The sequence below is a fragment of the Enterococcus sp. 3G6_DIV0642 genome, from assembly GCF_002140635.1.
GTDB lineage: Bacteria > Bacillota > Bacilli > Lactobacillales > Enterococcaceae > Enterococcus_D > Enterococcus_D casseliflavus.
This window is the reverse complement of the sequence record NZ_NGLH01000001.1, coordinates 23,336-46,985: the sequence shown is the minus strand read 5'-3', so window position 1 is coordinate 46,985 and position 23,650 is coordinate 23,336. Positions and strand designations below refer to the sequence as shown.

At 41.6% G+C, this 23,650-nt stretch carries 22 protein-coding genes; 8 read left to right on the top strand and 14 right to left on the bottom strand.

All coding sequences use genetic code 11. The features are described from left to right. Positions 1-9: 9 nt before the first annotated feature. The 11 genes from rplI to dnaA all read right to left on the bottom strand — a co-directional run bounded on the left by rplI (position 10) and on the right by dnaA (position 12,250). A complete protein-coding gene (rplI, locus tag A5878_RS00220) occupies positions 10-462 on the bottom strand; it encodes a 50S ribosomal protein L9 (protein WP_005226371.1) in 453 nt (150 codons plus the stop codon). Positions 463-477: 15 nt separating this feature from the next. Continuing rightward, positions 478-1,926, bottom strand: coding sequence for a DHH family phosphoesterase (locus A5878_RS00215; RefSeq protein WP_015508681.1), 1,449 nt, complete (start codon positions 1,924-1,926; stop codon positions 478-480). A gap of 240 nt (positions 1,927-2,166) precedes the next feature. Further along, positions 2,167-2,403: a 30S ribosomal protein S18 gene (rpsR, locus tag A5878_RS00210; RefSeq protein WP_005226367.1), complete on the bottom strand. Its 237-nt coding sequence runs from the start codon at positions 2,401-2,403 to the stop codon at positions 2,167-2,169. 23 nt (positions 2,404-2,426) lie between these two features. Beyond that, positions 2,427-2,951 (bottom strand): single-stranded DNA-binding protein, encoded by a 525-nt coding sequence (gene ssb / locus A5878_RS00205; protein WP_005226365.1) that lies wholly within the window; start codon positions 2,949-2,951, stop codon positions 2,427-2,429. A gap of 43 nt (positions 2,952-2,994) precedes the next feature. Next, positions 2,995-3,294: a 30S ribosomal protein S6 gene (gene rpsF / locus A5878_RS00200; RefSeq protein WP_005226363.1), complete on the bottom strand. Its 300-nt coding sequence runs from the start codon at positions 3,292-3,294 to the stop codon at positions 2,995-2,997. 263 nt (positions 3,295-3,557) lie between these two features. Beyond that, positions 3,558-6,083: a DNA gyrase subunit A gene (gene gyrA / locus A5878_RS00195; protein ID WP_016608933.1), complete on the bottom strand. Its 2,526-nt coding sequence runs from the start codon at positions 6,081-6,083 to the stop codon at positions 3,558-3,560. 23 nt (positions 6,084-6,106) lie between these two features. After that, on the bottom strand, positions 6,107-8,056 hold the full coding sequence (gyrB, locus tag A5878_RS00190; protein ID WP_005226359.1) for a DNA topoisomerase (ATP-hydrolyzing) subunit B: 1,950 nt from the start codon (positions 8,054-8,056) through the stop codon (positions 6,107-6,109). A gap of 5 nt (positions 8,057-8,061) precedes the next feature. Then, complete coding sequence (gene recF, locus A5878_RS00185) at positions 8,062-9,174, bottom strand: DNA replication/repair protein RecF (protein WP_005226357.1); 1,113 nt, start codon at positions 9,172-9,174, stop codon at positions 8,062-8,064. After that, positions 9,161-9,400, bottom strand: coding sequence for a S4 domain-containing protein YaaA (gene yaaA / locus A5878_RS00180; RefSeq protein ID WP_008376781.1), 240 nt, complete (start codon positions 9,398-9,400; stop codon positions 9,161-9,163). Before yaaA ends, recF begins: the two co-directional genes overlap by 14 nt. A 222-nt stretch (positions 9,401-9,622) precedes the next feature. Next, entirely contained in the window at positions 9,623-10,753 is a 1,131-nt protein-coding gene (dnaN, locus tag A5878_RS00175; RefSeq protein WP_005226354.1) for a DNA polymerase III subunit beta, read from the bottom strand. Between the two features lie 159 nt (positions 10,754-10,912). Then, the gene (gene dnaA, locus A5878_RS00170; protein ID WP_015508676.1) at positions 10,913-12,250 is read right to left on the bottom strand and encodes a chromosomal replication initiator protein DnaA; all 1,338 of its coding nucleotides are present in this window, start codon (positions 12,248-12,250) and stop codon (positions 10,913-10,915) included. A 511-nt stretch (positions 12,251-12,761) separates the two neighbouring features. Here dnaA and rpmH point away from each other — a divergent pair. The 4 genes from rpmH (at position 12,762) to jag (ending at position 14,998) form a co-directional block, all read left to right on the top strand. Next, a complete protein-coding gene (gene rpmH / locus A5878_RS00160) occupies positions 12,762-12,896 on the top strand; it encodes a 50S ribosomal protein L34 (RefSeq protein WP_002356012.1) in 135 nt (44 codons plus the stop codon). A gap of 147 nt (positions 12,897-13,043) precedes the next feature. After that, on the top strand, positions 13,044-13,379 hold the full coding sequence (gene rnpA, locus A5878_RS00155) for a ribonuclease P protein component (RefSeq protein WP_015510644.1): 336 nt from the start codon (positions 13,044-13,046) through the stop codon (positions 13,377-13,379). 18 nt (positions 13,380-13,397) lie between these two features. After that, a complete protein-coding gene (locus A5878_RS00150) occupies positions 13,398-14,222 on the top strand; it encodes a YidC/Oxa1 family membrane protein insertase (protein WP_010748469.1) in 825 nt (274 codons plus the stop codon). Between the two features lie 17 nt (positions 14,223-14,239). Next, the gene (jag, locus tag A5878_RS00145) at positions 14,240-14,998 is read left to right on the top strand and encodes an RNA-binding cell elongation regulator Jag/EloR (RefSeq protein WP_081116711.1); all 759 of its coding nucleotides are present in this window, start codon (positions 14,240-14,242) and stop codon (positions 14,996-14,998) included. 201 nt (positions 14,999-15,199) lie between these two features. Here jag and A5878_RS00140 read toward each other — a convergent pair whose 3' ends face one another. Continuing rightward, the gene (locus A5878_RS00140) at positions 15,200-15,529 is read right to left on the bottom strand and encodes a heavy metal-binding domain-containing protein (protein ID WP_005226284.1); all 330 of its coding nucleotides are present in this window, start codon (positions 15,527-15,529) and stop codon (positions 15,200-15,202) included. 238 nt (positions 15,530-15,767) lie between these two features. Here A5878_RS00140 and mnmE point away from each other — a divergent pair, with 238 nt between their 5' ends. From mnmE to A5878_RS00120, 4 genes are all read left to right on the top strand, one after another. Next, positions 15,768-17,165 (top strand): tRNA uridine-5-carboxymethylaminomethyl(34) synthesis GTPase MnmE, encoded by a 1,398-nt coding sequence (gene mnmE / locus A5878_RS00135; RefSeq protein ID WP_086294303.1) that lies wholly within the window; start codon positions 15,768-15,770, stop codon positions 17,163-17,165. A gap of 33 nt (positions 17,166-17,198) precedes the next feature. Further along, positions 17,199-19,094: a tRNA uridine-5-carboxymethylaminomethyl(34) synthesis enzyme MnmG gene (gene mnmG, locus A5878_RS00130; protein WP_086294302.1), complete on the top strand. Its 1,896-nt coding sequence runs from the start codon at positions 17,199-17,201 to the stop codon at positions 19,092-19,094. Positions 19,095-20,076: 982 nt separating this feature from the next. Then, positions 20,077-21,252, top strand: a complete 1,176-nt coding sequence (locus A5878_RS00125) for a hypothetical protein (RefSeq protein WP_074535551.1) — start codon at positions 20,077-20,079, stop codon at positions 21,250-21,252. 120 nt (positions 21,253-21,372) lie between these two features. Further along, positions 21,373-22,350, top strand: a complete 978-nt coding sequence (locus A5878_RS00120) for a hypothetical protein (RefSeq protein ID WP_074535550.1) — start codon at positions 21,373-21,375, stop codon at positions 22,348-22,350. 252 nt (positions 22,351-22,602) lie between these two features. Here A5878_RS00120 and A5878_RS00115 read toward each other — a convergent pair whose 3' ends face one another. Then, positions 22,603-23,121 (bottom strand): helix-turn-helix domain-containing protein, encoded by a 519-nt coding sequence (locus A5878_RS00115; protein WP_005226263.1) that lies wholly within the window; start codon positions 23,119-23,121, stop codon positions 22,603-22,605. Between the two features lie 16 nt (positions 23,122-23,137). After that, positions 23,138-23,605, bottom strand: a complete 468-nt coding sequence (locus A5878_RS00110; protein WP_074535549.1) for a DUF5626 family protein — start codon at positions 23,603-23,605, stop codon at positions 23,138-23,140. Positions 23,606-23,650: the final 45 nt, after the last annotated feature.

Genomic DNA, 23,650 nt, shown 5'->3' with positions numbered 1-23,650 from the left:
GAGTAATGCTTATTCTTGGATGGTATGAACATTGATCGTTGCTGTTACTTGTGGGTGCAATTTTACAGGTACTTGCGTAAAGCCTAATGCACGGATCGGCTGATCCAATTCGATTTTGCGTTTGTCGATTTTGATTTTGTATTGCTTGTTCAAGGCATCTGCGATTTGTTTTGATGGGATCGAACCGAACAAGCGGCCATCTTCCCCTGCTTTGGCATTGATCTTCACAACGGTTTCTTCTTTTTCAAGAAGTGCTTTTAACTCTTTCGCTTCTGCTAAGACTTCTGCGTCTTGTTTTTCTTTGGCTTTTTGTTTGCCTTTTAATTCTGCCATGCTTTCATTGTTGGCAGGTTTGGCTAAGTTGTTTTTGATCAGAAAGTTTTGTGCGTAGCCATTAGGGACTTCCTTGATATCGCCTTTTTTGCCTTTGCCTTTGACATCTTGTAAGAAAATAACTTTCATCTTGGTCACTCCTTGTTATTGTTCATTTTTCGTTAATTCCGCTCGCAGCTGGTTTTCTACATCACCAATGCTGCTGTTCTTTATTTGCGTGGCTGCGTTGGTAAAATGTCCGCCGCCGCCTAATGCCTCCATCAAGGTTTGTACATTGACTTTACCAGTGCTTCTAGCACTGATACCGATCAAATCTCCTGGTTGTTTCGTAATGACAAATGCGGCATGGATCCCGTTGATCGATAGCAGAGTATCGGCCGCTTTCGCAACGGTGACACTATCGTACACCCGATCTTCATCCGCTGCAGCAATCACGATATCTTCTCGGAAATGCTGGCTGCGAGAAACCAGTTCACTGATCATCAAATAGGAATCGAGATCCGTACTCAACATGTATTGAACCAATGACGTATCTGCGCCTTGGTTTTTCAAATAACCAGCAATATCAAAGGTCCGACCAGTGGTTCGCACCGTGAAGTTCTTCGTATCCACGTAGATGCCCGCTAATAAAGAAGTCGTAATAAATTTCGGGACTTGCGATCTGCGAGAAGCACGATACTGGATTAATTCTGCTACCAGTTCCGATGCCGAAGACGCGGAAGATTCAATATACGTCAAGAGTGGCTTATCGGGAAACTCATCCCCGCGACGATGGTGATCGATCACTGCGATTTTGTCAAATTCATCATAGACCGCTTGCGAGATCGACATCGACGGCTTATGGTAATCTACCATCACTAGCACACTTTCTTCATTTGATAAATTAACTGCTTCTTCCCCAGTGATCACAAATCGTTCCAGCTCGGGGTATTTTTTCAATTCTTCCAATGCCCGTTGAATGTCTGCGGTGATCTCTTTTGGATTTAAAATGATGTAGCATTCTTTATCGCTCATCATCGCCATGTAAGCCACCCCAAAAGCCGAACCTAAGGCATCCATGTCTGGGTAACGATGACCCATGATAAAGATCCGCTGGTTTTCAGCAAAAATCTTTCTCAACGCCGTACTCATGGCACGAGAACGAACACGCGTTCTCTTGGGTGTGCCGTCTGTATTGCCACCAAAGAATTGCGGTTTTGCTTCTTCTTTGGCTTCTTTTAAAACGACTTGATCACCGCCGCGAACTAACGCAATGTCGAGATTGTTTTGTGCCACTTCCCCGATCTCTTCAAAAGACTCTTCCCCATAGGAGATCCCCATACTAATCGTTAATGGCAGATCATTTTTTTCCGCAACTTGCCGTACTCTAGTCAAAAATTGGAATTTTTCTTCCTTCATCCGCTCAATATCTGAATACTTCGCGACGAAAAGAAACCGCTCGGAATTGATTCGTTTGTAAAAAACATGATTCTCACTTGCCCAATCAGAAATCAATGTCGTGATCAGCGAGTTCAAATAAGAAACTTGTTTGTCGTCTTTTTTCTCAATCAAATCATCGTAATTATCAATTGAAATCAACCCAATTGCTGCCATCTTTTTTACCCCTCAATGTATCATCCCATTTTTTTGAAGCTTTGTTCCTTATTTTACCACAAAACAATCAAATAGGCGATTGATGCAAAAAAGTTCCACGTGAAACTTTTTTGGTGAACCAACTAGGAAAAAATTTCTATCATTCGTTATTCTATCTATATATAAAATAACAAGTTACTCTTCGATGGATAAAAAAATTGACAAGCTTCAAAAGAAACTTGTCAATGAAAATCATTTGATTTATTCTTCGCCTACGAATGGAAGTAATCCCATGATACGCGCACGTTTGATTGCAATGGTAAGTTTGCGTTGGTTTTTCGCACCAGTACCAGTTACACGACGTGGTAAGATTTTACCGCGTTCTGAAATGAAACGTTTTAGTAATTCAATATCTTTATAATCGATATGTTCAATATGGTTTGCAGCAATGTAGTCTACTTTACGACGTTTGCGTCCGCCTCTTCTTTGTTGTGCCATCCTATTTCCCTCCTATCAATTTCTTAGAATGGTAAATCATCGTCTGAAATGTCGATTGATGAGTTTCCGAATGGATCGGAGTTGTCTCGATCAAAATTAGGCATTCCTGATGGTTGAGAGGATTGAGTTTGATTTGAGTTATTGTTACCAAATCCAGAAGAACTGTTTGAGTTATACGTATTGTTACTGCCAGATCCGCTATCAGTTGTGCGTCTTTGCTCGGAAGCATTCCGCGACTCTAATAATTGGAAGTTGTCAGCAACGACTTCTGTTACATAAACACGTTGGCCTTGTTGGTTGTCGTATGAACGGGTTTGAATACGTCCAGTAACCCCTAATAAAGTTCCTTTGCGTGCATAGTTTGCTAATGTTTCCGCTGGTTTTCTCCAAATAACACAGTTGATGAAATCAGCTTCGCGCTCTCCACTTTGGTTGGTAAAATTGCGGTTTACCGCCAAGGTAAAGGTTGCGACACCAGTGCCATTAGAAGTGTAACGTAAATCAGGATCTTTGGTTAGTCTTCCTACTAGTACAACATTATTAATCAAAGTTCATCATCTCCTCATCGCTTTTGTTTCATGTGAAACAATATTATGCTTCTTCTTTGACAATCATGTGACGGATAATGTCATCATTGATTTTCGCAAGACGGTCAAACTCGTTGATTGCACTTGCAGTTGTTGAAGAAGAAACTTTAACGATGTGATAGATACCCTCACGGAATCCATCCATTTCATACGCTAGACGGCGTTTTTGCCAATCTTTTGATTCGATAACTTCAGCGCCGTTATCAGTTAAGATTGAGTCAAAACGAGCGATCAATGCGGCTTTTGCTTCTTCATCAATGTTTGGACGAATGATATATAAAATCTCATATTTCGTGTTTTCCATTGATTTTTCACCTCCCTGTGGACTTTGGCCCCTAGTTTTCTAGGAGCAGAGAGAGTGGTCTAATTAGACTACTCACAAATAATTATTATACACTTTTTTCGTCCTTACTGCAAGCTGTTTTTTTGCGTCCCTGCATCTACCCATCACCGCAAACAATCGCTTACACTGATAAATACGTCAGCTGCTGCCGATTTTTTGAAAAAGAATAGGAAGACAGCAAGCTGCAGGTTCGCAGGTTGCTGTCTTCCTAGAAAACGTATTGCTTATTCTTGTGTATCCGTGGTGTCTTCCGTTGTTTCTTCCACATCTGGTACGTCTTGTACCGCTGTTTCTTCAGCAGTCGCTAGTTCTTCTTCGACTTCTGGTTCAACCGTTGCCATCGTCACTACTTTGGCATTGTTTTCCATCTTCATCAAACGAACCCCTAAGGTTGCCCGACCAGTTTGGGAAACAGTCGCTACATTGAAACGAATCAAGACGCCTTTATCGGTGATCACCATGATGTCTTCCTCACCGCTGACCGTCGTCAAGCCGGCTAATGGACCATTTTTCGCCGTAATGTTGGCTGTTTTGATCCCTTTTCCGCCCCGACCTTTGATTGGGTATTCAGAGCCTTTGGTACGCTTGCCATAGCCGTTCTCAGTGATGACCAAGACTTCACTGTCTTCTGTGATCACTGCAGCGCCTACCACGTAGTCTCCGTCTCTTAGACGAATGCCTCGCACACCAGCAGCTGTTCGGCCCATATCCCGAACAAGGGCTTCTTTGAAGGTCACAGAGTAGCCATCGTGGGTTCCGATGATCACGACATCTTCGCCGTGGGTTTCGATCACGTTGACCAACTCATCATTTTCCCGAAGACCGATCGCAATCAGACCATTGGCACGGATATTTGAAAAGGCCGTCACTGAGGTCCGTTTGACCACACCTAGACGCGTCGTGAAGAACAAGTAGCGTCCTTCTTGAGGCCCACCAGAAGCCGAAATGATCGCTTCGATCCGTTCGCTAGAATCGATCCCTAGGAGATTGATCACAGGGATCCCTTTGGCTGCTCGACCATACTCAGGAATTTCATAACCTTTGGCTTTGTAAACTTTCCCTTTATTGGTGAAGAACAGTAATGTGTCATGAGTCGAACAAGAAACCAATGTCTTCACGAAATCTTCATCGTGGATCCCCATTCCTTGAACGCCACGTCCGCCGCGGCGTTGTGCACGGAATTCAGACTTAGCTACTCGTTTGATGTACCCATTGTTCGTCAAGGTAATGACGATTTCTTCTTCTTCGATCAAATCTTCATCTTCAAGACTCAAGACTTCTCCAACCAATAATTCAGTTCGCCGATCATCGCCAAAGCGTTGGCCTAATTCTTGCAACTCCGTTTGGATGATTTCTAGGACCCGTTGTGGATTTGCTAAAATGTCTGTCAAATCAGCGATAAATTCTAACAAGCCTTGGTACTCGTTTTCGATCTTGTCGCGTTCCAAACCAGTCAAGCGACGCAAACGCATATCTAAAATCGCTTGCGCTTGGCGATCGGACAATTTGAAGCGCTCCATCATGCTATTTTTCGCTTCATCATCAGAATTTGATGCTCGGATCAAAGCAATGATCTCATCGATATGATCCAATGCGATCCGTAATCCTTCCAAGATGTGGGCACGAGCTTCTGCTTTGTTTTTATCAAACTGTGTCCGACGAGTCACCACTTCTTGTTGGTGCTCGATGTAGTTTTCTAAAATTCGTTTCAAGCTCAAAATCTTCGGCACGCCTTTTTCAATGGCTAACATATTAAAGCCAAAAGAAGATTGCAGTGCAGTCATTTTGTAGAGATTGTTTAAGATCACCGACGCACTGACGTCGCGACGAACGTCGATCACGATCCGCATGCCTTCACGAGACGATTCATCCCGCAGATCGGTGATTCCTTCGATCCGTTTGTCACGGTGCAGCTCAGAGATCCGTTCGATCAACTTCGCTTTATTGACCATATATGGCAATTCAGTCACTAAGATCCGTTCTTTGCCGTTGGGCATTTCAGTCACTTCGACTTTTCCGCGAACAGTGATCGAACCTTTCCCTGTTTCATAGGCACGGCGAATACCGGATTTTCCCATCACGATCCCGCCAGTTGGGAAGTCTGGTCCTGGTAGGACTTCCATCAATTCACTCGTTGTGACTTCTGGATTTTCCATCAATAGATCGATGGCGGCAATGACTTCATTCAAGTTATGAGGCGGGATATTGGTCGCCATCCCAACAGCGATCCCAGTCGTCCCGTTGACCAAAAGGTTCGGGAAGCGGGCAGGTAATACCGCTGGTTCTCGTTCTGTATCATCATAGTTGCTTTGGAAATCAACGGTATCTTTGTTGATGTCCCGCAGCATCTCCATCGCTAGTTTACTCATGCGGGCTTCGGTATACCGCATCGCAGCGGCACCGTCACCATCGACTGAACCAAAGTTTCCGTGGCCATCGACTAGCATGTAGCGATAGCTAAAGGGCTGTGCCATCCGCACCATTGATTCATAGATCGCACTGTCCCCATGGGGATGGTATTTCCCCATGACATCGCCGACGATCCGGGCTGATTTTTTATGGGGCTTGTCTGGTGTGACCCCTAATTCATTCATTCCATATAAAATTCGGCGGTGAACCGGCTTTAAGCCATCCCGCACATCTGGTAAAGCCCTAGCAACAATTACACTCATTGCATAATCGATAAAGGACTCGCGCATTTCACTGGTCAGATTGACGTCATGAATATTTTGTTTTGCTTCTTCACTCAAGCTGTTTCCTCCTCTACGATTGGCTAGATGTCAAGATTTTTCACGTAGTGCGCGTTTTCTTCGATAAAGGCCCGTCTTGGTTCGACGCGATCCCCCATCAGCATTTCAAAAATTTGATCGGCTTCTATGGCATCATCTACGCTGACCCGCAGCATCATCCGGTTTTCAGGGTCCATCGTGGTTTCCCATAACTGGTGGTCATCCATTTCCCCTAGACCTTTGTAGCGTTGAACCGTTGGTTTTGGTGTCGCAGGCAGTGATTCAATCGTATTTTTCAAATCTTGTTCGGCATTCTTGCCGGGTTGGATATAGTGGATATTTTTCCCTTGTTTGACACCGTACAATGGCGGTTGTGCGATATAGACATAACCAGCTTCAACGATTGGACGCATATAACGATAGAACAGCGTCAAAAGTAGGGTCCGGATATGGGCACCATCGACATCGGCATCGGTCATGATAACTAGCTTGTGGTAACGGGCTTTTGCTACATCAAAATCAGCACCAAACCCAGTTCCCATTGCCGTAAACAGCGAACGGATCTCTTCGTTTGCTAAGATTTTGTCCATGCTGGCTTTTTCGACATTTAAAATTTTCCCACGGATCGGTAAGATCGCTTGGAATTCGCGACTGCGGCCTTGTTTTGCTGAACCGCCGGCAGAATCTCCTTCGACGATAAACAATTCGCATTTTTCTGGATCATTACTGGAACAGTCGGCTAATTTCCCAGGTAAGTTACTGATTTCTAACGCACCTTTTCGGCGAGTCATTTCCCGCGCACGTTTGGCTGCTTGACGGGCTTTTGATGCCAAAAGTCCTTTTTCCACGACTTGACGACCCACATTCGGGTTTTCCATCAAGAATTTCGTGAAATGTTCGGAAAAAAGACGATCAGTGACTGTCCGCACTTCGGAATTTCCTAATTTGGTTTTCGTTTGTCCCTCAAACTGAGGATCTGGATGCTTGATAGAGATAACTGCCGTCAATCCTTCCCGAACATCTTCTCCGGTCAGGTTTTCGTCGTTTTCTTTCATCAATTTTGACTTGCGGGCGTAATCGTTGATCACCCGTGTCAAGGCAGTCTTAAAGCCGAATTCATGGGTTCCGCCTTCATAGGTATGGATGTTGTTGGCAAAACTCAACAGGTTGCTGTGGTAGCTATCGGTATATTGCATGGAAACTTCAACCGTGATTCCTTGTTGTTCTCCTTCTAAGTAGATCGGATCTGGGAAAATCACTGTCTTACTTGCATTCAAATGCTCCACATAGCTCTTGATCCCGCCATCGTAATGATATTCTTTCAAGACGGGTTTTTCTTCCCGTTTGTCTTCGATCGAGATTTTTAAGCCACGGTTCAAGAAGGCTAATTCCCGAACCCGTGTCGCTAATTTATCAAAATTGAATACGGTTGTTTCCGTAAAGATCTCTGGATCTGGAACAAAGTGGACGGTCGTTCCGTGGCGGTCGGTTTCATCGATCACTTTCAAGTCATCAACGACTGCCCCACGATGGTATTCTTGATAATACACTTTGCCTTCTTTATAGACTTTTACGTCTAAAGTCGTGGATAACGCATTAACGACGGAGGACCCTACCCCGTGCAGTCCACCAGATACTTTGTAGCCGCCACCGCCGAATTTCCCGCCGGCATGCAGGATCGTAAAGACGGTTTCTACCGCTGGACGGCCTGTTTTGGCTTGGATATCAACGGGGATCCCCCGACCGTCATCGACGACCGTAATACTATTATCTGGTTCAATGATCACTTGAATACTTGAGGCAAAGCCTGCTAGTGCTTCATCGATCGAGTTATCGACGATTTCCCATACTAAGTGGTGCAAACCTTCTGAACTGGTAGAACCAATGTACATCCCAGGTCGTTTGCGGACGGCTTCTAGTCCTTCCAACACTTGGATCTGACTGGCATCATAGGCTTTCGCACGTTCAACTAAGCTTTTTTCTTCTTCTGTCATTCAGTCTATTCTCCTTTAATATGTCCTTGCTCTACATAAAAAATCTCTGCTTCCACAGACATTTTGTCTTTCACATGTTCTAATGTCGTCGTTGTCAGAAAGGTCTGAACTTTTCCTTCAATGGTCTCCAATAAATGCAGTTGTCGGGAATCATCCAGCTCACTCATGACGTCATCTAATAAAAGGACGGGATATTCCCCCGTTTCTTCTTTCATCAAATCGATTTCTGCCAATTTAACACTCAAGGCGGTCGTTCGCTGCTGTCCTTGCGAACCAAAGGTCTGAACATTTTTCTCATTGATCAAAAAATCCAGATCGTCTCGATGGGGACCTGCCAACGTGACTTGCCGAAATCGTTCACGGTCTTTGACTTGTGCCAAGGCTTTGACAAATTGCTGTTGGATCTCCTCCAGCGTACTCGCCTCACCAGGCACATTCGATAAGTAGTCGATCTGCAAGGTTTCTTTTCCTTGGCTGATCTTTTGGTGCAGCTGATTTGCCCAATACGCCAAGCGCTGAACAAATCGTTGTCTGGCTAAAATGATTTTACTGCCGAAAGCCACCAGCTGTTCCGTTAAAACATCTAAATAGATCTCATCGGTCTGTTTTTTTTCATTCAGCTGTTTTAAGTATTGATTGCGCTGTTTCAAAACGGATTGGTATTGAACGAGATCATAAAGATAGATTGGATCGATCTGCCCAATTTCCATATCGAGAAATTTACGGCGGACTTGGGGACTTCCTTTTACAAGGGAGAGGTCTTCTGGAGCAAATAAAATGACATTCAACTGCCCTATGTAACTACTGAGCTTTTTTTGCTCAATGTGGTTTACTTTCGTTTTTCGTCCTTTTTTTGACAAAAACAGTTCTAACGGGATCGTTGAGCGTCCCCGACTGACACTGCCAGAGATCCGCGCCCCTTCTGTGTCCCAGCGGATAAGCTCTTGCTCGCTGGAGGTGCGGTGGCTTTTGGTCATCGCCAATACATAGATACTTTCTAAAATATTGGTTTTTCCTTGCGCGTTTTCGCCTAAAAAAATGACCAGACCTTTCTCAAAAGTCAGTGTCAGCGAATCATAGTTCCGATAATTGCTTAAATGCAACTCATTCAGCCGCATCGGCGTCTTCCTTCTTCACCATAAAAAAAGTACCTTCATCAGGTAGCTCAACACGCATTCCCGCATACAATTTGCGCCCTCGTCGATTTTCTGGCTCGCCGTCGACAAAAACGGTGTGCTCTGCAAGGTACCATTTCGCTTGGCCGCCGCTGCTGATCACACTGACTTCTTTGAGCATTTGTCCAAGTGTCATGTATTCCGTTTCTAACGGTATTTGCATTTTCATAATTCCCCTCAATTCTATCAAAGAGCGTTTAGCTCTATTATACTCTTTTTTTGCCAAGAAAACAAATTCATCGGCATATTTTTCATTCTCAGAAGACTTACTGCTTTTAGACAAAAAAGAAGCCAAAATAGAAAAAAGGGCTTAAAAACGATTTTAAGCCCTTTTAACTCATTTATTCATTTTCAGATGATTGTTTCAACTTTTTTCAAAAGACATGAAAAACTAGTTGGTCCGCACCGGTGTGATCAGCTGGATAAAGCTGCCTTTGCTCTCTGTTGGCTCCAATGTAAAGGGACGGATCGCTGAGATAAAGCGGATCACGATGCTGGTGTCACCAAATGCTCGGAGTGCTGCTTTCATATAGTCAGGATTGAAAGAGATCTCTAATGGGTCGCCGGTCACTTTTTCAAAAGAAAGATCTTCTTCCACTTTCCCGATTTCTGGTGAGTTTCCATATAAGACAACGGCTTCTTCGGAGATCGCCAAACGAACGATGTTGTTACGGCCTTCATGAGAAAGCAATGACGCCCGTTCGATGGCTTGTAACAATTCTGGGACAGAAAATTCAATCTCAGTATTGAAGCTTGAAGGAATCAGACGGTTGGTATCTGGGTAAGTTCCTTCCAATAAACGAGAATAGAATTTCATGGTTTTCGTTTGGAACAACACTTGGTTATCCATAATGCTGATTTGGATCGCTTCTTCTTCATCTGTTAAGGAACGAGAAAGTTCCGTTAAGCTTTTGCCAGGAATCACGATGTTGAAGGCTGTTTCTCCGCTTTCCAATGGAATCACCCGTTGGCTCAAACGGTGTGAGTCCGTCGCAACAGCTAATAATTTTTGATTTTCTAAGACAAAGTGGACCCCAGTCAAGATCGGACGGCTTTCGTGTTGCGAAACCGCAAAGACTGTTTCACTAACGACCTTATTCAATACGTGCGCTGGAATCTCGATCGAATCTTGACTTTCGACAACTGGTAAATGTGGATAACTATCGGCATCCAAGCCGTTGACGGTAAAGTTGGCTTTTCCAGAAGTGATCGCTACTTGATTATTGTCTAAAACTTCTAACGTTAAGGTACTTTCAGGTAAACGACGAACAATTTCGCTGAAGAAACGTGCTTGTAAAACGATCGCTCCTGTTTTTTCGATTTGCATTTGCGCTTTTTCGTTTTCCACACTTAAAAAAGTTTCAATGGAAATATCGGCGTTGCTCCCAGTCATGGTCAATCCTTTTTCGGAAAGGGATAATTTTACTCCAGTTAAGATCGGGATGGTGGTTTTGGTTGAAATCGCCCGTTGGACAGTTTGTAATTCTTGCATGAACTCTGTTCGGTTTAAAGTTAGCTTCATAGCGATACTCCTTTAATTTATAGTTATTAAATAAAAGTAATAGTAGTAATAGGCTTGTTAGTAATGTGGATAACTCGAGAAAAGAGTGATTAGACTAACGAAAATGCCTGTGAATAACTTGTGGACAACTTTTTTGGTTCTTCTTTTCTTATCCACAGATCAGCTGAAGAGGATTTGTTTGATTTCAGCGATCTCATTTTTGATCGTGGGATCTGTTTCGACTAAATGCTGAATTTTTTCATGGGCATGAATGACCGTTGTATGGTCTTTGCCGCCAAATTCGCCGCCGATTTTTGGTAAAGAACTATCGGTCAGTTCTCGAGAGAGATACATCGCGATCTGCCGTGGGACCACGATGCCTTTGACCCGTTTTTTCCCTTTTAGATCATTGACATGAATGTGATAGTATTTTGCGACTTCTTCTTGGATTTGCAAAATCGAAACTTGGGTCGAGCCATGGCTTGATTTCAAGGCTTTGATGGCTTCAGCTGCCAAGCTCGTTGTAATGTCTGAGTTTTGCATCGTAGCAAAAGCTTGCACCCGCACGAGTGCTCCTTCAAGTTCTCGGATATTTGAATCGATCTGCCCAGCGATATAACTTAATGTATCGTCGGGGATCTCCAAGCGTTCGGCTTCGGCTTTTTTCCGTAAAATCGCAGTCCGCGTCTCTAGATCCGGCGGGGTGATATCAACGGATAAGCCCCAAGCAAAACGGGAAACCAAACGTTCCGGCAAAGTCGGGATCTCATTTGGCAAACGATCACTTGTCAAGACGATCTGTTTATTATTGCGATACAGTTCTTCGAAGGTATTAAAGAATTCTTCTTGGGTTCCTTCTTTATTGACTAAGAATTGAATATCATCCACCAGCAAAAGATCAACATTGCGGTATTCGTTTCGAAAATCTTCCATTTTGTTCTTTTGAATAGAAGTAATGAAATCATTGGTGAAATTTTCACTACTAACGTACTTGATTTTGGCATTTGGACGTTTCAGCAACATTTGATGACCGATCGCGTGCATCAAGTGGGTTTTCCCTAAACCAACGCCACCATAGAAGAACAGCGGATTATAAATAGACCCAGGATCTTCTGCAACAACTAAAGCAGCAGCGTGGGCCATCTGATTGCCTTTCCCGATGACAAAGGTATCAAATGTGTATTTTTCATTTAAGATCGATTTCGGCGGCCGCTCGTTTTCTTCTGCAGCTGTTTGAATAGTAGAAGGGGCTGTTTTTAAAGCTTCTGCTTCTTCGACAGTCACAAAACTAGGAATCAATTCTTCACCAGTTTTCATAAATCCCATTTCAACAATTTTGGCAGCTAGATTTTTTTCCCAATAAGATTTATGAAGATCGCTGGGTACTTCGATCAGCAGCTGATTTTTTTCAAACGACAAGACATTGGCAGTCTCGATCCAAGCACTATAACTGGCCGGATTCAGCTCTTCTTTAAAGGAACGTTGAAGATCTTGCCAAATAGAATCAGCAGATGGCATAAATTGTCCTCCTATAACTAAGAATAGATATAACTAAAATAGCACGGATTGAAAAAGTTTTCCACAGATTACGATAAAAAAGGTTAGAAAAAAATACTTTTCCACAAAACGGGATAAAAGAAAAATGGAAATGCACATGTTCGAAATCCGACTATCCACAGGTAGAAAAAGAATGTGAATAACTGTAAAATAATCTCCTTTATCCACAGATCACTGTGAAGATCATGCCTTGATAACACTAGGTTTTAGGGTAGTTATCAACAGTTAAAAAAGTGATTGTGGAAAACTTTTCTACAGGCTGTTTGTTTGTGGAAAAAGCCAAAATAACTCTGGGGAAAAAGTTATCCACAAAAATTGGCTATAAACAGCAAACCCACACAAATCAAAGGGATTGTGGATAAAGAATGCCTGATTTTGAGCAAACTTCTTATTGACAAACTAGTACTTGACTCGTTATACTATCAAAGTATGTCTGTGCGCATAAGCATTATCCTGATGGAGGTGGAAATAAATGAAAAGAACGTATCAACCAAATAAACGTAAACGTCAAAAAGTTCACGGATTCCGTAAACGTATGAGTACAAAAAATGGACGTCGTGTTTTAGCTAGCCGTCGTCGTAAAGGCAGAAAGGTTATTTCTGCGTAAGCCACTGAATGCCAGTGGTTTTTTTTTATGCCGTTTTTGCGGAATATAGTGTCTGACTTTTGGCAAATATGGTATTATTGACAGGTGAGTGGTTACGGATTCAATCCGTTTCGCGAAGCTTAATTGAAAGAAGTGAAGGAACCGAAGATGAGAAAATCCTATCGAGTAAAAACAGAGCAAGATTTTCAAAAAGTTTTTCAGGCAGGAAATTCTTTTGCAAATCGGAAGTTCGTGGTGTATGTCTTACCTAAAGAGCAATCACATTTTCGAGTTGGTTTATCTGTAGGGAAAAAAGTCGGTAATGCAGTGAAGCGAAATGAGATCAAGCGCAAGATCCGTGCAAGTTTAACGGAAATGAAGCCGCGAATCGAACCAGCGGTCGATTTCATCGTGATCGCCCGTCCAAGTATCGCCACTTGTTCCTCAAAGGAAATCTACTCGAATTTAGAGCATGTCTTAAAACTTGCCAAAATTATTCATTAATGGAAAGGAATTAGTTACGTGAAAAAAGGGAAACGCGTCTTACTATTTTTGGGAGTTCTCTCATTAGTAGTTGTCTTATCTGCCTGCGGTGCAACAGGTGAAGTAAATGCACAAAGTACTGGTCTATGGGACCGTTACATCGTTTATTATTTTGCAGAGGCGATCAAAGCCCTCTCCTTCGGCAATGCCGGGATCGGGATCATCCTCTTTACATTGATCATTCGGGTCATTTTGATGCCGTTGATGCACTTCCAAACCAAAAGCATGCGCAAAACGCAAGAATTACAACCGAAGTTAAAAGCGCTGCAGCAGCAATATGCGTCAAAAGATACAGAAACACAAAGCAAGTTAAAAGAAGAAACACAACGTTTGTATGCGGAAAACAATGTCAATCCTTATGCCGGCTGTCTGCCATTATTGGTACAAATGCCGATTTTGATGGCCTTGTGGCAATCGATCTCACGGGTTCCTGCTCTGCAAGAAGGAAAATTCTTATGGCTGCAGCTGGGTGATCGTGACCCATACTTCATCTTGCCGATTTTAGCGGCGCTCTTTACTTTTGCAAGTACTTACTTATCAAGTATGAGCCAAGTGGAATCAAATGCGAGTCTGAAAATCATGAATTTCGCTATGCCGATGATGATCTTACTGATGGGGATCAACATTGCCAGCGGTCTTTCCTTGTACTGGGTCGTTTCCAATGCATTCCAAGTTGTGCAAACAATGATCTTAAATAACCCATTCAAGATTCGCCAAGAAAGAGAAGAAGCTGCCCGCAAAGAACGCGAGCGTGAACGTGCGCTGAAAAAAGCAATGAGTCCTAAAAAGAAACGGAAAAAATAAGAGGAGGTTGCACTGCAATGCCGATTTATGAAAATCTGACAGTAGATGAAGCAATTCAAGAGGGATTGCAAGTCCTTGGTATCACCAAAGATCAAGCAGTAATCGAAGTCCTGGATGAAGGAAAAAAAGGCTTCTTGGGTCTAGGAAAAAAACAAGCACGGGTCTCCATTGAAAAACGAATCGTTGAAGAACCGGCACCCGTTGAAGAAGTACCAGCAAAACCGCTGGTAGAACCAGATCCTGTGACGACAGAGGATGCAAGCAGTGTGATGGAAGCAGCAGCGAGCGAACCTGTTTTGCTGACGGATCTTTCAGATGAGGAAGCGCTGGCTCAGCTGGGACTCTATCTGACAAATATTTCAAAAGCATTGAATGCACCCGCCTTAGTAAAAACCGCTCGTCAAGACGGCGTGATCGTCTTTCATTTAGAAACGCAAAAACAAGGCATTTTGATTGGGAAGCACGGCAAAACCTTGAATGCACTGCAATATTTGGCGCAAGTGTATATTCACCGCATCGCGAAAAACAAATTGTCGATTGTAGTGAATGTCGGAGATTACCGTGAAAAACGTCAAGCGATCTTAGAACGTTTGGCTAGCCGTACTGCTGAAAAAGTCAAACGAACAGGCCGCCCAGTCTTTTTAGAACCGATGCCGGCGTTTGAAAGAAAGCAGATCCATTCAGTTTTGAGTAAAGATGCGTATGTTCAAACTCATTCTGAAGGGGATGAACCGTATCGCTACTTAGTAGTGGAACCTGCGGACAAACGAATTTAATGAAAAAGGGAAAGGCGGTCTGACAAGCCTTTCCCTTTTTTGATGGGAAAAAGCGATTGACAACAAATTTAAAACCAAGTATCCTTGACTAGAAATCATTCTTATCAAAGTCAACATACGTTACGTAGGTCAGCCTTTGGTATCAAAAAAGAGTCCGTATGCCGCGGACTCTTTTTTGTATTTTTTTGATGATAGAGGCAATTAGCCGCCGATGGTTGATTGAGTAAATTGAACCACTGTACCATAGGCAAAGATCTCAAGGTAGGTTTTGTCGCCTTCGACGATGCGGTCATGTTCGAAATGACAGTTGATCACTGCATTCGCTCCGTAGCTGTGGGCGGTTTCTTTTAAGCGATAGGTCACATCTGCCAACAGGTCGTTCAAATTCACAGATGTATCAAATAGATCTACTTCGATTTTGTCTGCCGCAAAGACGATATCCCGCACGACGTAAGGCCGATTCACGTTTCCTGTCGATAAAATGATTTCTTTAATGCGAGCAGCGCTGTTTGATGATTTGATGGTTTCCATAATAGATCCCTCTTTTCTTATTCTTTGCTTTTATTTTAAAGGTTTTTGCGGACAGATGCAAAATTTAAAAGTTTTTGAAGGAAGCTTGCGACTCACGCAAAAATGTGCTAATCTATTTCCAGAATTTAATTGACAAGCAGTCAAAGTGCTAAGTCTACTCGTTTTTATTGATTTTCAATCAATTTGACGGGTGGAGTGGGCACTTTTTTTATGTGAAAAAATAGGAGGAGCAAGCAACATGGCGAATATAACGCAAGAATTTGATACGATTGCCGCGATTTCCACCCCGCCAGGCGAAGGGGCCATCAGTATTGTGCGATTAAGCGGGGAAGAAGCGATCGCAATTGCGGATCGGATTTTTCAAGCAGGCACTAAAACCCTCGCCCAAGTCCCTAGTCATACGATCCATTATGGTCATATCATAGACCCAGAAGAAAACCGTTTGATGGATGAAGTGATGCTATCAGTGATGAAAAAGCCGCGGACCTTTACCCGAGAAGATGTTGTCGAGATCAACTGCCACGGCGGGATCGTTGTCGTCAATCAACTCTTGCAGCTGGTTTTACGACAAGGCGCACGGTTGGCTGAGCCGGGGGAATTCACGAAGCGGGCCTTTTTAAACGGACGGGTTGACCTTTCTCAAGCCGAGGCGGTGATGGACCTGATTCGTGCCAAGACCGATAAGGCGATGAATCTCGCAGTCAATCAGCTGGATGGCAATCTTTCCCACTTGATTCGGACCTTACGCCAAGAGATCTTAGAGACGCTGGCGCAAGTTGAAGTGAATATCGATTACCCTGAATACGATGATGTGGAAGAATTGACGACCCGCTTATTGCTAGAAAAAGCCACGATGGTCAAAGGGCAGATCCAAGCCTTATTAGCGACTGCCCAACAAGGAAAAATTTTGCGAGAAGGTTTGAGTACTGCGATCATCGGTCGGCCGAATGTCGGTAAATCCAGCTTATTGAACCATTTATTAAGGGAAGAAAAAGCCATCGTGACAGACATTGCTGGTACGACTCGAGATGTCATTGAAGAGTATGTCAATGTTCGCGGGGTACCGTTGAAACTGATCGATACGGCTGGTATCCGCGAAACAGAAGATGTCGTTGAGAAAATCGGGGTCGAACGCAGCCGCAAAGCACTGGCAGAAGCGGAGTTGATTTTGCTGGTTCTCAACCAAAGCGAAGGATTGACCCAGGAAGACAAACAATTGCTGGAGCTGACTGCTGGCAGCCGTCGGATCATCTTATTGAATAAGACCGACCTTGAGCCAAAATTAGCACCCGCTGAGCTAGCACAGTACGCAGCAGATGAACCGATTTTTTCTGTCTCTGTGTTGACGAGTGAAGGCTTGGATCAACTGGAACAAGCCATTGCCGATCTATTCTTTGGGGGCAAAACCACCGATAAGGATGCTTCCTATCTTTCTAACACTCGCCACATTGCCTTATTAGAAAATGCCGTTCAGTCGTTGTCTGAGGTCATCCAAGGGATCGAAGCAGGAATGCCTGTCGACTTGGTTCAAATCGATATGACACGCTGCTGGGACTATCTAGGAGAAGTTGTCGGCGACAGTGTCCAAGATGAGTTGATCACCCAATTGTTCAGTCAGTTTTGTTTAGGAAAATAAAGAATGCGCCACTGGCGTAAAAAGGAGAACACCATGCAAGAATATCAAGCAGAAAGTTATGACGTGATCGTTGTTGGTGCCGGCCATGCCGGATCAGAAGCTGCCTTAGCAGCCAGCCGAATGGGGGCAAAAACCCTTTTACTGACCATCAACTTAGACATGGTCGCATTCATGCCTTGTAATCCCTCCGTCGGCGGACCAGCAAAAGGCGTCGTGGTGCGCGAAATCGATGCTTTAGGCGGAGAAATGGGCAAAAATATCGATAAAACCTACATCCAAATGCGGATGCTCAATACAGGAAAAGGTCCCGCAGTGCGGGCTTTGCGGGCGCAAGCCGATAAACATGCCTATGCGGCTGAAATGAAACGAACGATCGAAAAAGAAGCCAATTTAACACTGCGCCAAGGGATCGTTGAAAAGCTGATCGTTGAAGAAGGCGAATGCCGTGGCGTCGTGACCTCTACAGGCGCTCGTTACCAAGCCCAAGCTGTAGTGATCACTGCAGGAACAGCGTTGCGAGGGGAGATCATCATTGGAGAGTTGAAGTATTCTTCTGGTCCAAACAACTCCCAGCCATCGATTGGATTAGCCGATCATTTGAAAGAGCTTGGTCTAGAGATCGCTCGTTTTAAAACCGGTACACCACCGCGAGTCAAATCCAGCACCATCAACTATGAGGTAACGGAGATCCAGCCTGGCGATGAACAACCGAATCACTTTAGTTACAGCACACCCGATGAAGCCTACAATCAAAACCAAGAACCTTGCTGGTTGACCTATACGAACGAAGGGACGCACCAAATCATCAACCAGAATTTACACCGGGCGCCGATGTTTACTGGGATCGTCGAAGGAGTAGGTGCCCGTTATTGCCCATCTATCGAAGACAAAATCGTGCGTTTTGCAGACAAATCTCGTCACCAACTGTTCTTGGAACCAGAAGGGTTGAACACCGAAGAAGTGTATGTTCAAGGGCTTTCTACTTCTATGCCAGAAGACGTCCAAGTCCAAATGCTGCATTCCATCGCAGGTTTAGAAAAAGCGGAAATGATGCGGACGGGCTACGCCATTGAATATGATGTCGTGGTGCCTCATCAATTGCGTCCAACATTAGAAACCAAAGTCATCGAAAACCTCTTTACGGCAGGACAAACCAACGGAACCAGCGGCTATGAAGAAGCGGCCGGTCAAGGCTTGATCGCAGGCATCAATGCCGCTTTGAAAATTCAAGGCAAAGAACCCTTCATTATGAAACGCAGCGACGGTTATATCGGTGTGATGATCGATGATTTGGTGACCAAAGGAACCAATGAACCTTACCGTTTATTGACCTCTCGTGCTGAATACCGCTTATTGCTGCGTCATGATAATGCCGATCTGCGTTTGACCGAAGTGGGACATCAAATCGGGCTCGTCCCAGAAGCACAATACGAAGCGTATGTAGCGAAAAAAGAAGCTGTTGAAGCAGAAATTAAACGTTTATCTAAGATCCGCATCAAACCAACGCCAGAAGTACAAGCGTATTTGACTGCTAAAGGGACGGCTACCTTGAAAGATGGCGTTTTAGCAAATGAATTCTTGCGTCGGCCTGAAGTGACGTATGCCGAAATGCTACAATTTATCGAAGCCAATGAAGCATTGAAGCCAAAAGAGATCGAACAAGTCGAGATCCAAATCAAATACGAAGGCTATATCAAAAAAGCCCTCGAAAAAGTGGAGAAACTCAAACGGATGGAAGCCAAACGCATTCCTGAAAACATCGACTATGCCGCTATCAATGGCTTGGCAACAGAAGCCAAACAAAAACTGCAAAAAATCCAACCCGAAACCATCGCCCAAGCGAGCCGTATCAGCGGAGTAAACCCAGCTGATATCAGTATTTTGATGGTGTATATCGAACAAGGGAAGATTGCAAAGGTACATGCTTAATCAATTTTTAGCAAAGGATCTATGGCAGAAATTTCCTACTTATACTATTAGTTGACCTTGATTTTGATTCCGTCGGCTATGCTTCTGTTGAAAAAAGGGCTAACGTAAGTATTTTAGTAAGATCGAAGGAATTATGACGATGTCTGGTAAAGATGGTTAGATGATCAGTCACAAAGTTAAGTAAGTTCTGGAGAAGGTAAGGAAGTTGTATTCGGACAAACTATAGATGAAGGATTGATTCATTTATTGAAACTCATGCGGTTGCAGATGAATAGAGAGTACCTAAGACCCTTTCCAATCTTACAGGTAGAAATAATATTTTAGCAAAGCAATTCGTAGTCCATATGCTGGTACATCTTTTGAACTCATTAAAAAACAACCTACTGAGACACATTGATAGCTGGATGAGTAATTCGGTGTAATGAGACATGTGGAAGTGTGATGATGGTTGCTAGGCAGTACTCGGTTAATTAGGTTGAAGAGAAGTAGAGTTTTCTACTTCTCTTTTTTGCGTCTAAAGGGCGCATTTACAAGTTTAAAATTTATCGCATTTTTTATTTTTAAAGTAAAATATTTGTTTTAAAAAGTTGATAGACTGTAAAAGCTAATGAGAAGCGTTTGAACACGTGTTATCATTTTTATATGTTAAATAGGCTTCTGATTAAGTAAACCATCTTAAAAACGATTTTAGAGATGCTTTTCGGTTCTAAGTTTGTAGAATGAAAGTTCATATGTTATAATATCCTGAGAAAATAAAAAAAACAATGAATCTGCAAATTCATTGTTAGGGTATCAGTTCTATACGGGCAAGCATAGGACTTAATAATTAATATCATATGTTGATTATACTACCATATCGATTAAAAAAACAAAAGAGAGAACTTAGGTTCGTAAATTATTTATCTATATGTATGTAGTTCCTGATACCTGCTTATTTTCTTAATAATTGGATTAAATCCATATTGAAGAAAAGAGGAGCTAAATGGCAAAATTTATAGAAACTCGGAGTTTTAATTCACTCCAAGACTCGGGGAGTAAAGCCACAAGAGCACAAGTTTTAAATTTACTTGGAACGGATGAAATATCTAGTTCAGTTAAATTTGAAATCGATTTCATCGAGAGAGTGTGTAATGTAGAGGGCTCAAACGAAGTAATACAACTTTTTAAACAAATAAAACATAAAAAGTATGATAAAGATATCTCAACTAGAAATGTTAGATTAATAGGATTTAATGATAAACAACAATTAATTCTTGGATTTACAGATATAGACAATGCAGAAGAGATTGCTTATACAGCAACGGGAATATACTCTTTTAGTAGCGCATTCTTAGATGATTTGTTTTGTTTGGATAGATTTTCAGGATACTGTTTCCGAACTGACCAAAAAGATTTATTAATTGATAATATAAGATATCTTCTTGAAAATTCAGAGGAAATCAAAAAGCAGTATAGGTTTATTGAAGGTAAGGAAGATGGAGAAGTATACTTGCGAGCTCTTACATCTTCAAAATATAGAAATTATGATAACAATATAGTGCTATATTTATCTTTAAATGCTATGCATCAATATTCAAAGAGAATGAAAAACCCTGTATATATCGATAGGGCTTTTATTACGGATTCAAGCTTGGTTATGAGCGTTAAACTAAAAAATACGATACCGTTAGGAAAAAAATACCAAGTAGAGATTGGTATAAATGTTTCAAATAGTGAAATTCGTGAAGGTGTAGTTCTATTTGAACTAGTTTATACTATTATAGACAGAAAAGGAATTAGGTCTACAGCAATAGGAGACAGTGTACTTAAAGTAAAGCATAATTTAAATGCAGATACTGTCAAAAATCGTATGAAGGTTTTTAATAATTTAGAAAAATTATCAAAAGACTTAATAAGTGGAATTGATGAAGCTAGACTTGCTAAGAAATTAGACTCAGACCAGTTGAGTGTTATTTTTGATAAATTATCCGGAGCCAGAACTAAGGGATTAGGTATAAATACTAAACAAGAACTGAATAAGATCTCTAAAGAAGTCTCCGAGAATACCTATTCTCTATTAGAATTATTTAATAAGCTAGAGAAAATCGATGCCACGGTTGATGATATGACTTATATTCAAAGAAAGTTTTCAGAATTTATAACCAAAGGTTTTAGATAAATTCATGTGACTAAATATTCTAATTGCCCGAAGAATATTTAGTCAGATAATATCACAGAAGTATTGGTATGTATTATATTGCCGATACTTCTTTATTTAATTTGAAGGAGTGGTTATATATTGAAGAAATTTGTTTACAAAATAAAAAAAAAGCTTTCTGATGGAAGTATAGATTCAGAACATTACATTGCTTTATTTTACTGCGTTATTATAATGTTACCTATGTTAATTACTCTAATTGAAGTGTTAATACTAGAAAAATCTTCAAGCACTTTTTCTAAACTGTTAAAAATGTTATGCTTCATCGTAGTTAACGGTCTGTTCTTCAGATATTACATAAAAAAAATGATTTCGTATTTTAAATACAAACGTTTTATGCTAGGTTTTTTATCTTCATCACTTGTGGTCTCGTTCCTATTACTTATATTGTCATGGCTTTCGATTTTCTTTGGTAATATAAGTAATTTGATTAATAAACATTTGTTATTGGTAAATCAGCCTATGTTATTGAATTTGGGAGAGAGTATTATTAGTTCAATTGAATCTATACAAATAATTAGTCAAATTATGCTATTTTTCAGCCAAGTAATTGGTATCTCCATGTTGCTAAATGTAATAATGCCAAAATCGTTGCAAAAAGTTGATGTTCCTCTTATGAAAAAGTTTTTAAGACTCATGTTTAAAATTGCTATTTTATTAGTTTTTGGAGTAGCAATATTTACTTTTTTGAACACCAATAAGGATAATTTTATTGTGGTAAGCATAGCATATGCTGGAATAATTTGGGTGAGTGATCCCAAAAATTTCATTACTATATTTTTTAATGCAAAAATCTTTGAGAATAAAACTATTTCAGATGAAGCAACTAGAGCATATAAGATATTTAGATACTTTGTAATAGGTTTATATGCAATATGGGCGGCTTCGGTATATATATTTCCAGAGAATAAAGCAAATGCATTTTCTGCAATGGTTTTTATTTTTATTTTTGCGTCTGTTATTATCAAAACTGTTTTACAATTTAAAGGGGAAGATATATTTTCAAAATTGCTAAAGGATAAGGAAAGTGAAACAAAGGTTGAAAGAGATTTTGAATAAACTACGTTTTATTATATCGCTAGTAGAAAAAGGGAGCTAAAAATATTGACAGATAATCTTTTTATATTCTCAGAAGATAGATTTGGGTATATCAAGTTTTGTTTTACTTACGATAAATATATGGACTAGACCTTTATTAATTTCTATTACTATATGATTTTCTTTGAAAAACCAATTTATAAATGGTAAATAGAGTGTCAAAAGCCCGCTGCGAAAACAATTCGCAGCGGGCTTTTTGTCTTAATAATAAAGTTATTCCACTTTTTCAATCGTAGTGGTTCCCCAATTCATGATGTTGCTGAGATGGACATAGCCATCGTACAAATTCAAGAAAATCGAGAAGGCACAGACGATATAGATCAATACATAAAAATTATTGGCTTTTTTGTTACGCCATAAAACAAAGCCATCTAAGATCAGTCCTAAAGGAAAAAGAAAGGAGCCGATTCCAGCTAACAGTAGCAAGAGCAGACTTTCATCTTTATCTGCTGCCATCGTTCTTTGGAGTAACGACAATTTTTCTTTCTTGTCGTTGATTTCTTGATTGTTGGTTTCGATCCGCTCTTTTAAGGCTTCGTTCTCACGTAAAAGCTCATCGATCGAGACTTGGTAGAGATCGCTCAACAAAATCAAATTCTCAATATCTGGATAGCCGCGCCCATTTTCCCATTTTGAAATCGACTGGCGTGAAATCTGTAATTTTTCTGCGACTGCTGTTTGCGACAATCCTGAAGACTCGCGACAGCTTTTTAATTGTTCTGCTAAAGCCAATGTATGCTCCTATCTGCTATTTAACAACTAGCTTCCCATTTGAGATCGTGGTTACGACACTCCCATTGGTAGTGATTATACCTGCTTTTTGCTTAAACGTACAGGTGGCTTTGGTGGACGTGTGAGTTAATGAACTAGAAGTGATACTTCCTCTGTGAGCAACTAAACTTAAATTCGAGGTGCCTGTAAATTGATTGCGGCTATTGACCGTTACATTATAACTAGCGGTCCAATTACCTGCGGATGTTTTTGACACACGATACGTTCCCGCTGCCAGATTTGCTCGGAATGACGGCAATTTTTCAATGGTCAAAATCACCTCGTTGCCTTCTTCATCTACCGTGACCAGCTGCTCATAGGGACTGTCTGATGCTAAGTCATAAACGAGTTCCGGTTCTTCCACTGTCTGGGCGGCAGCTGGGAGAGCAAAGAGGAAACAAATAAAAATAAACGGCACAAAAAATAATTTTTTCACAAACACCACTCCTTGTACTTTTAATAATTCAAGTATACAAGGTTTATTTAGTTA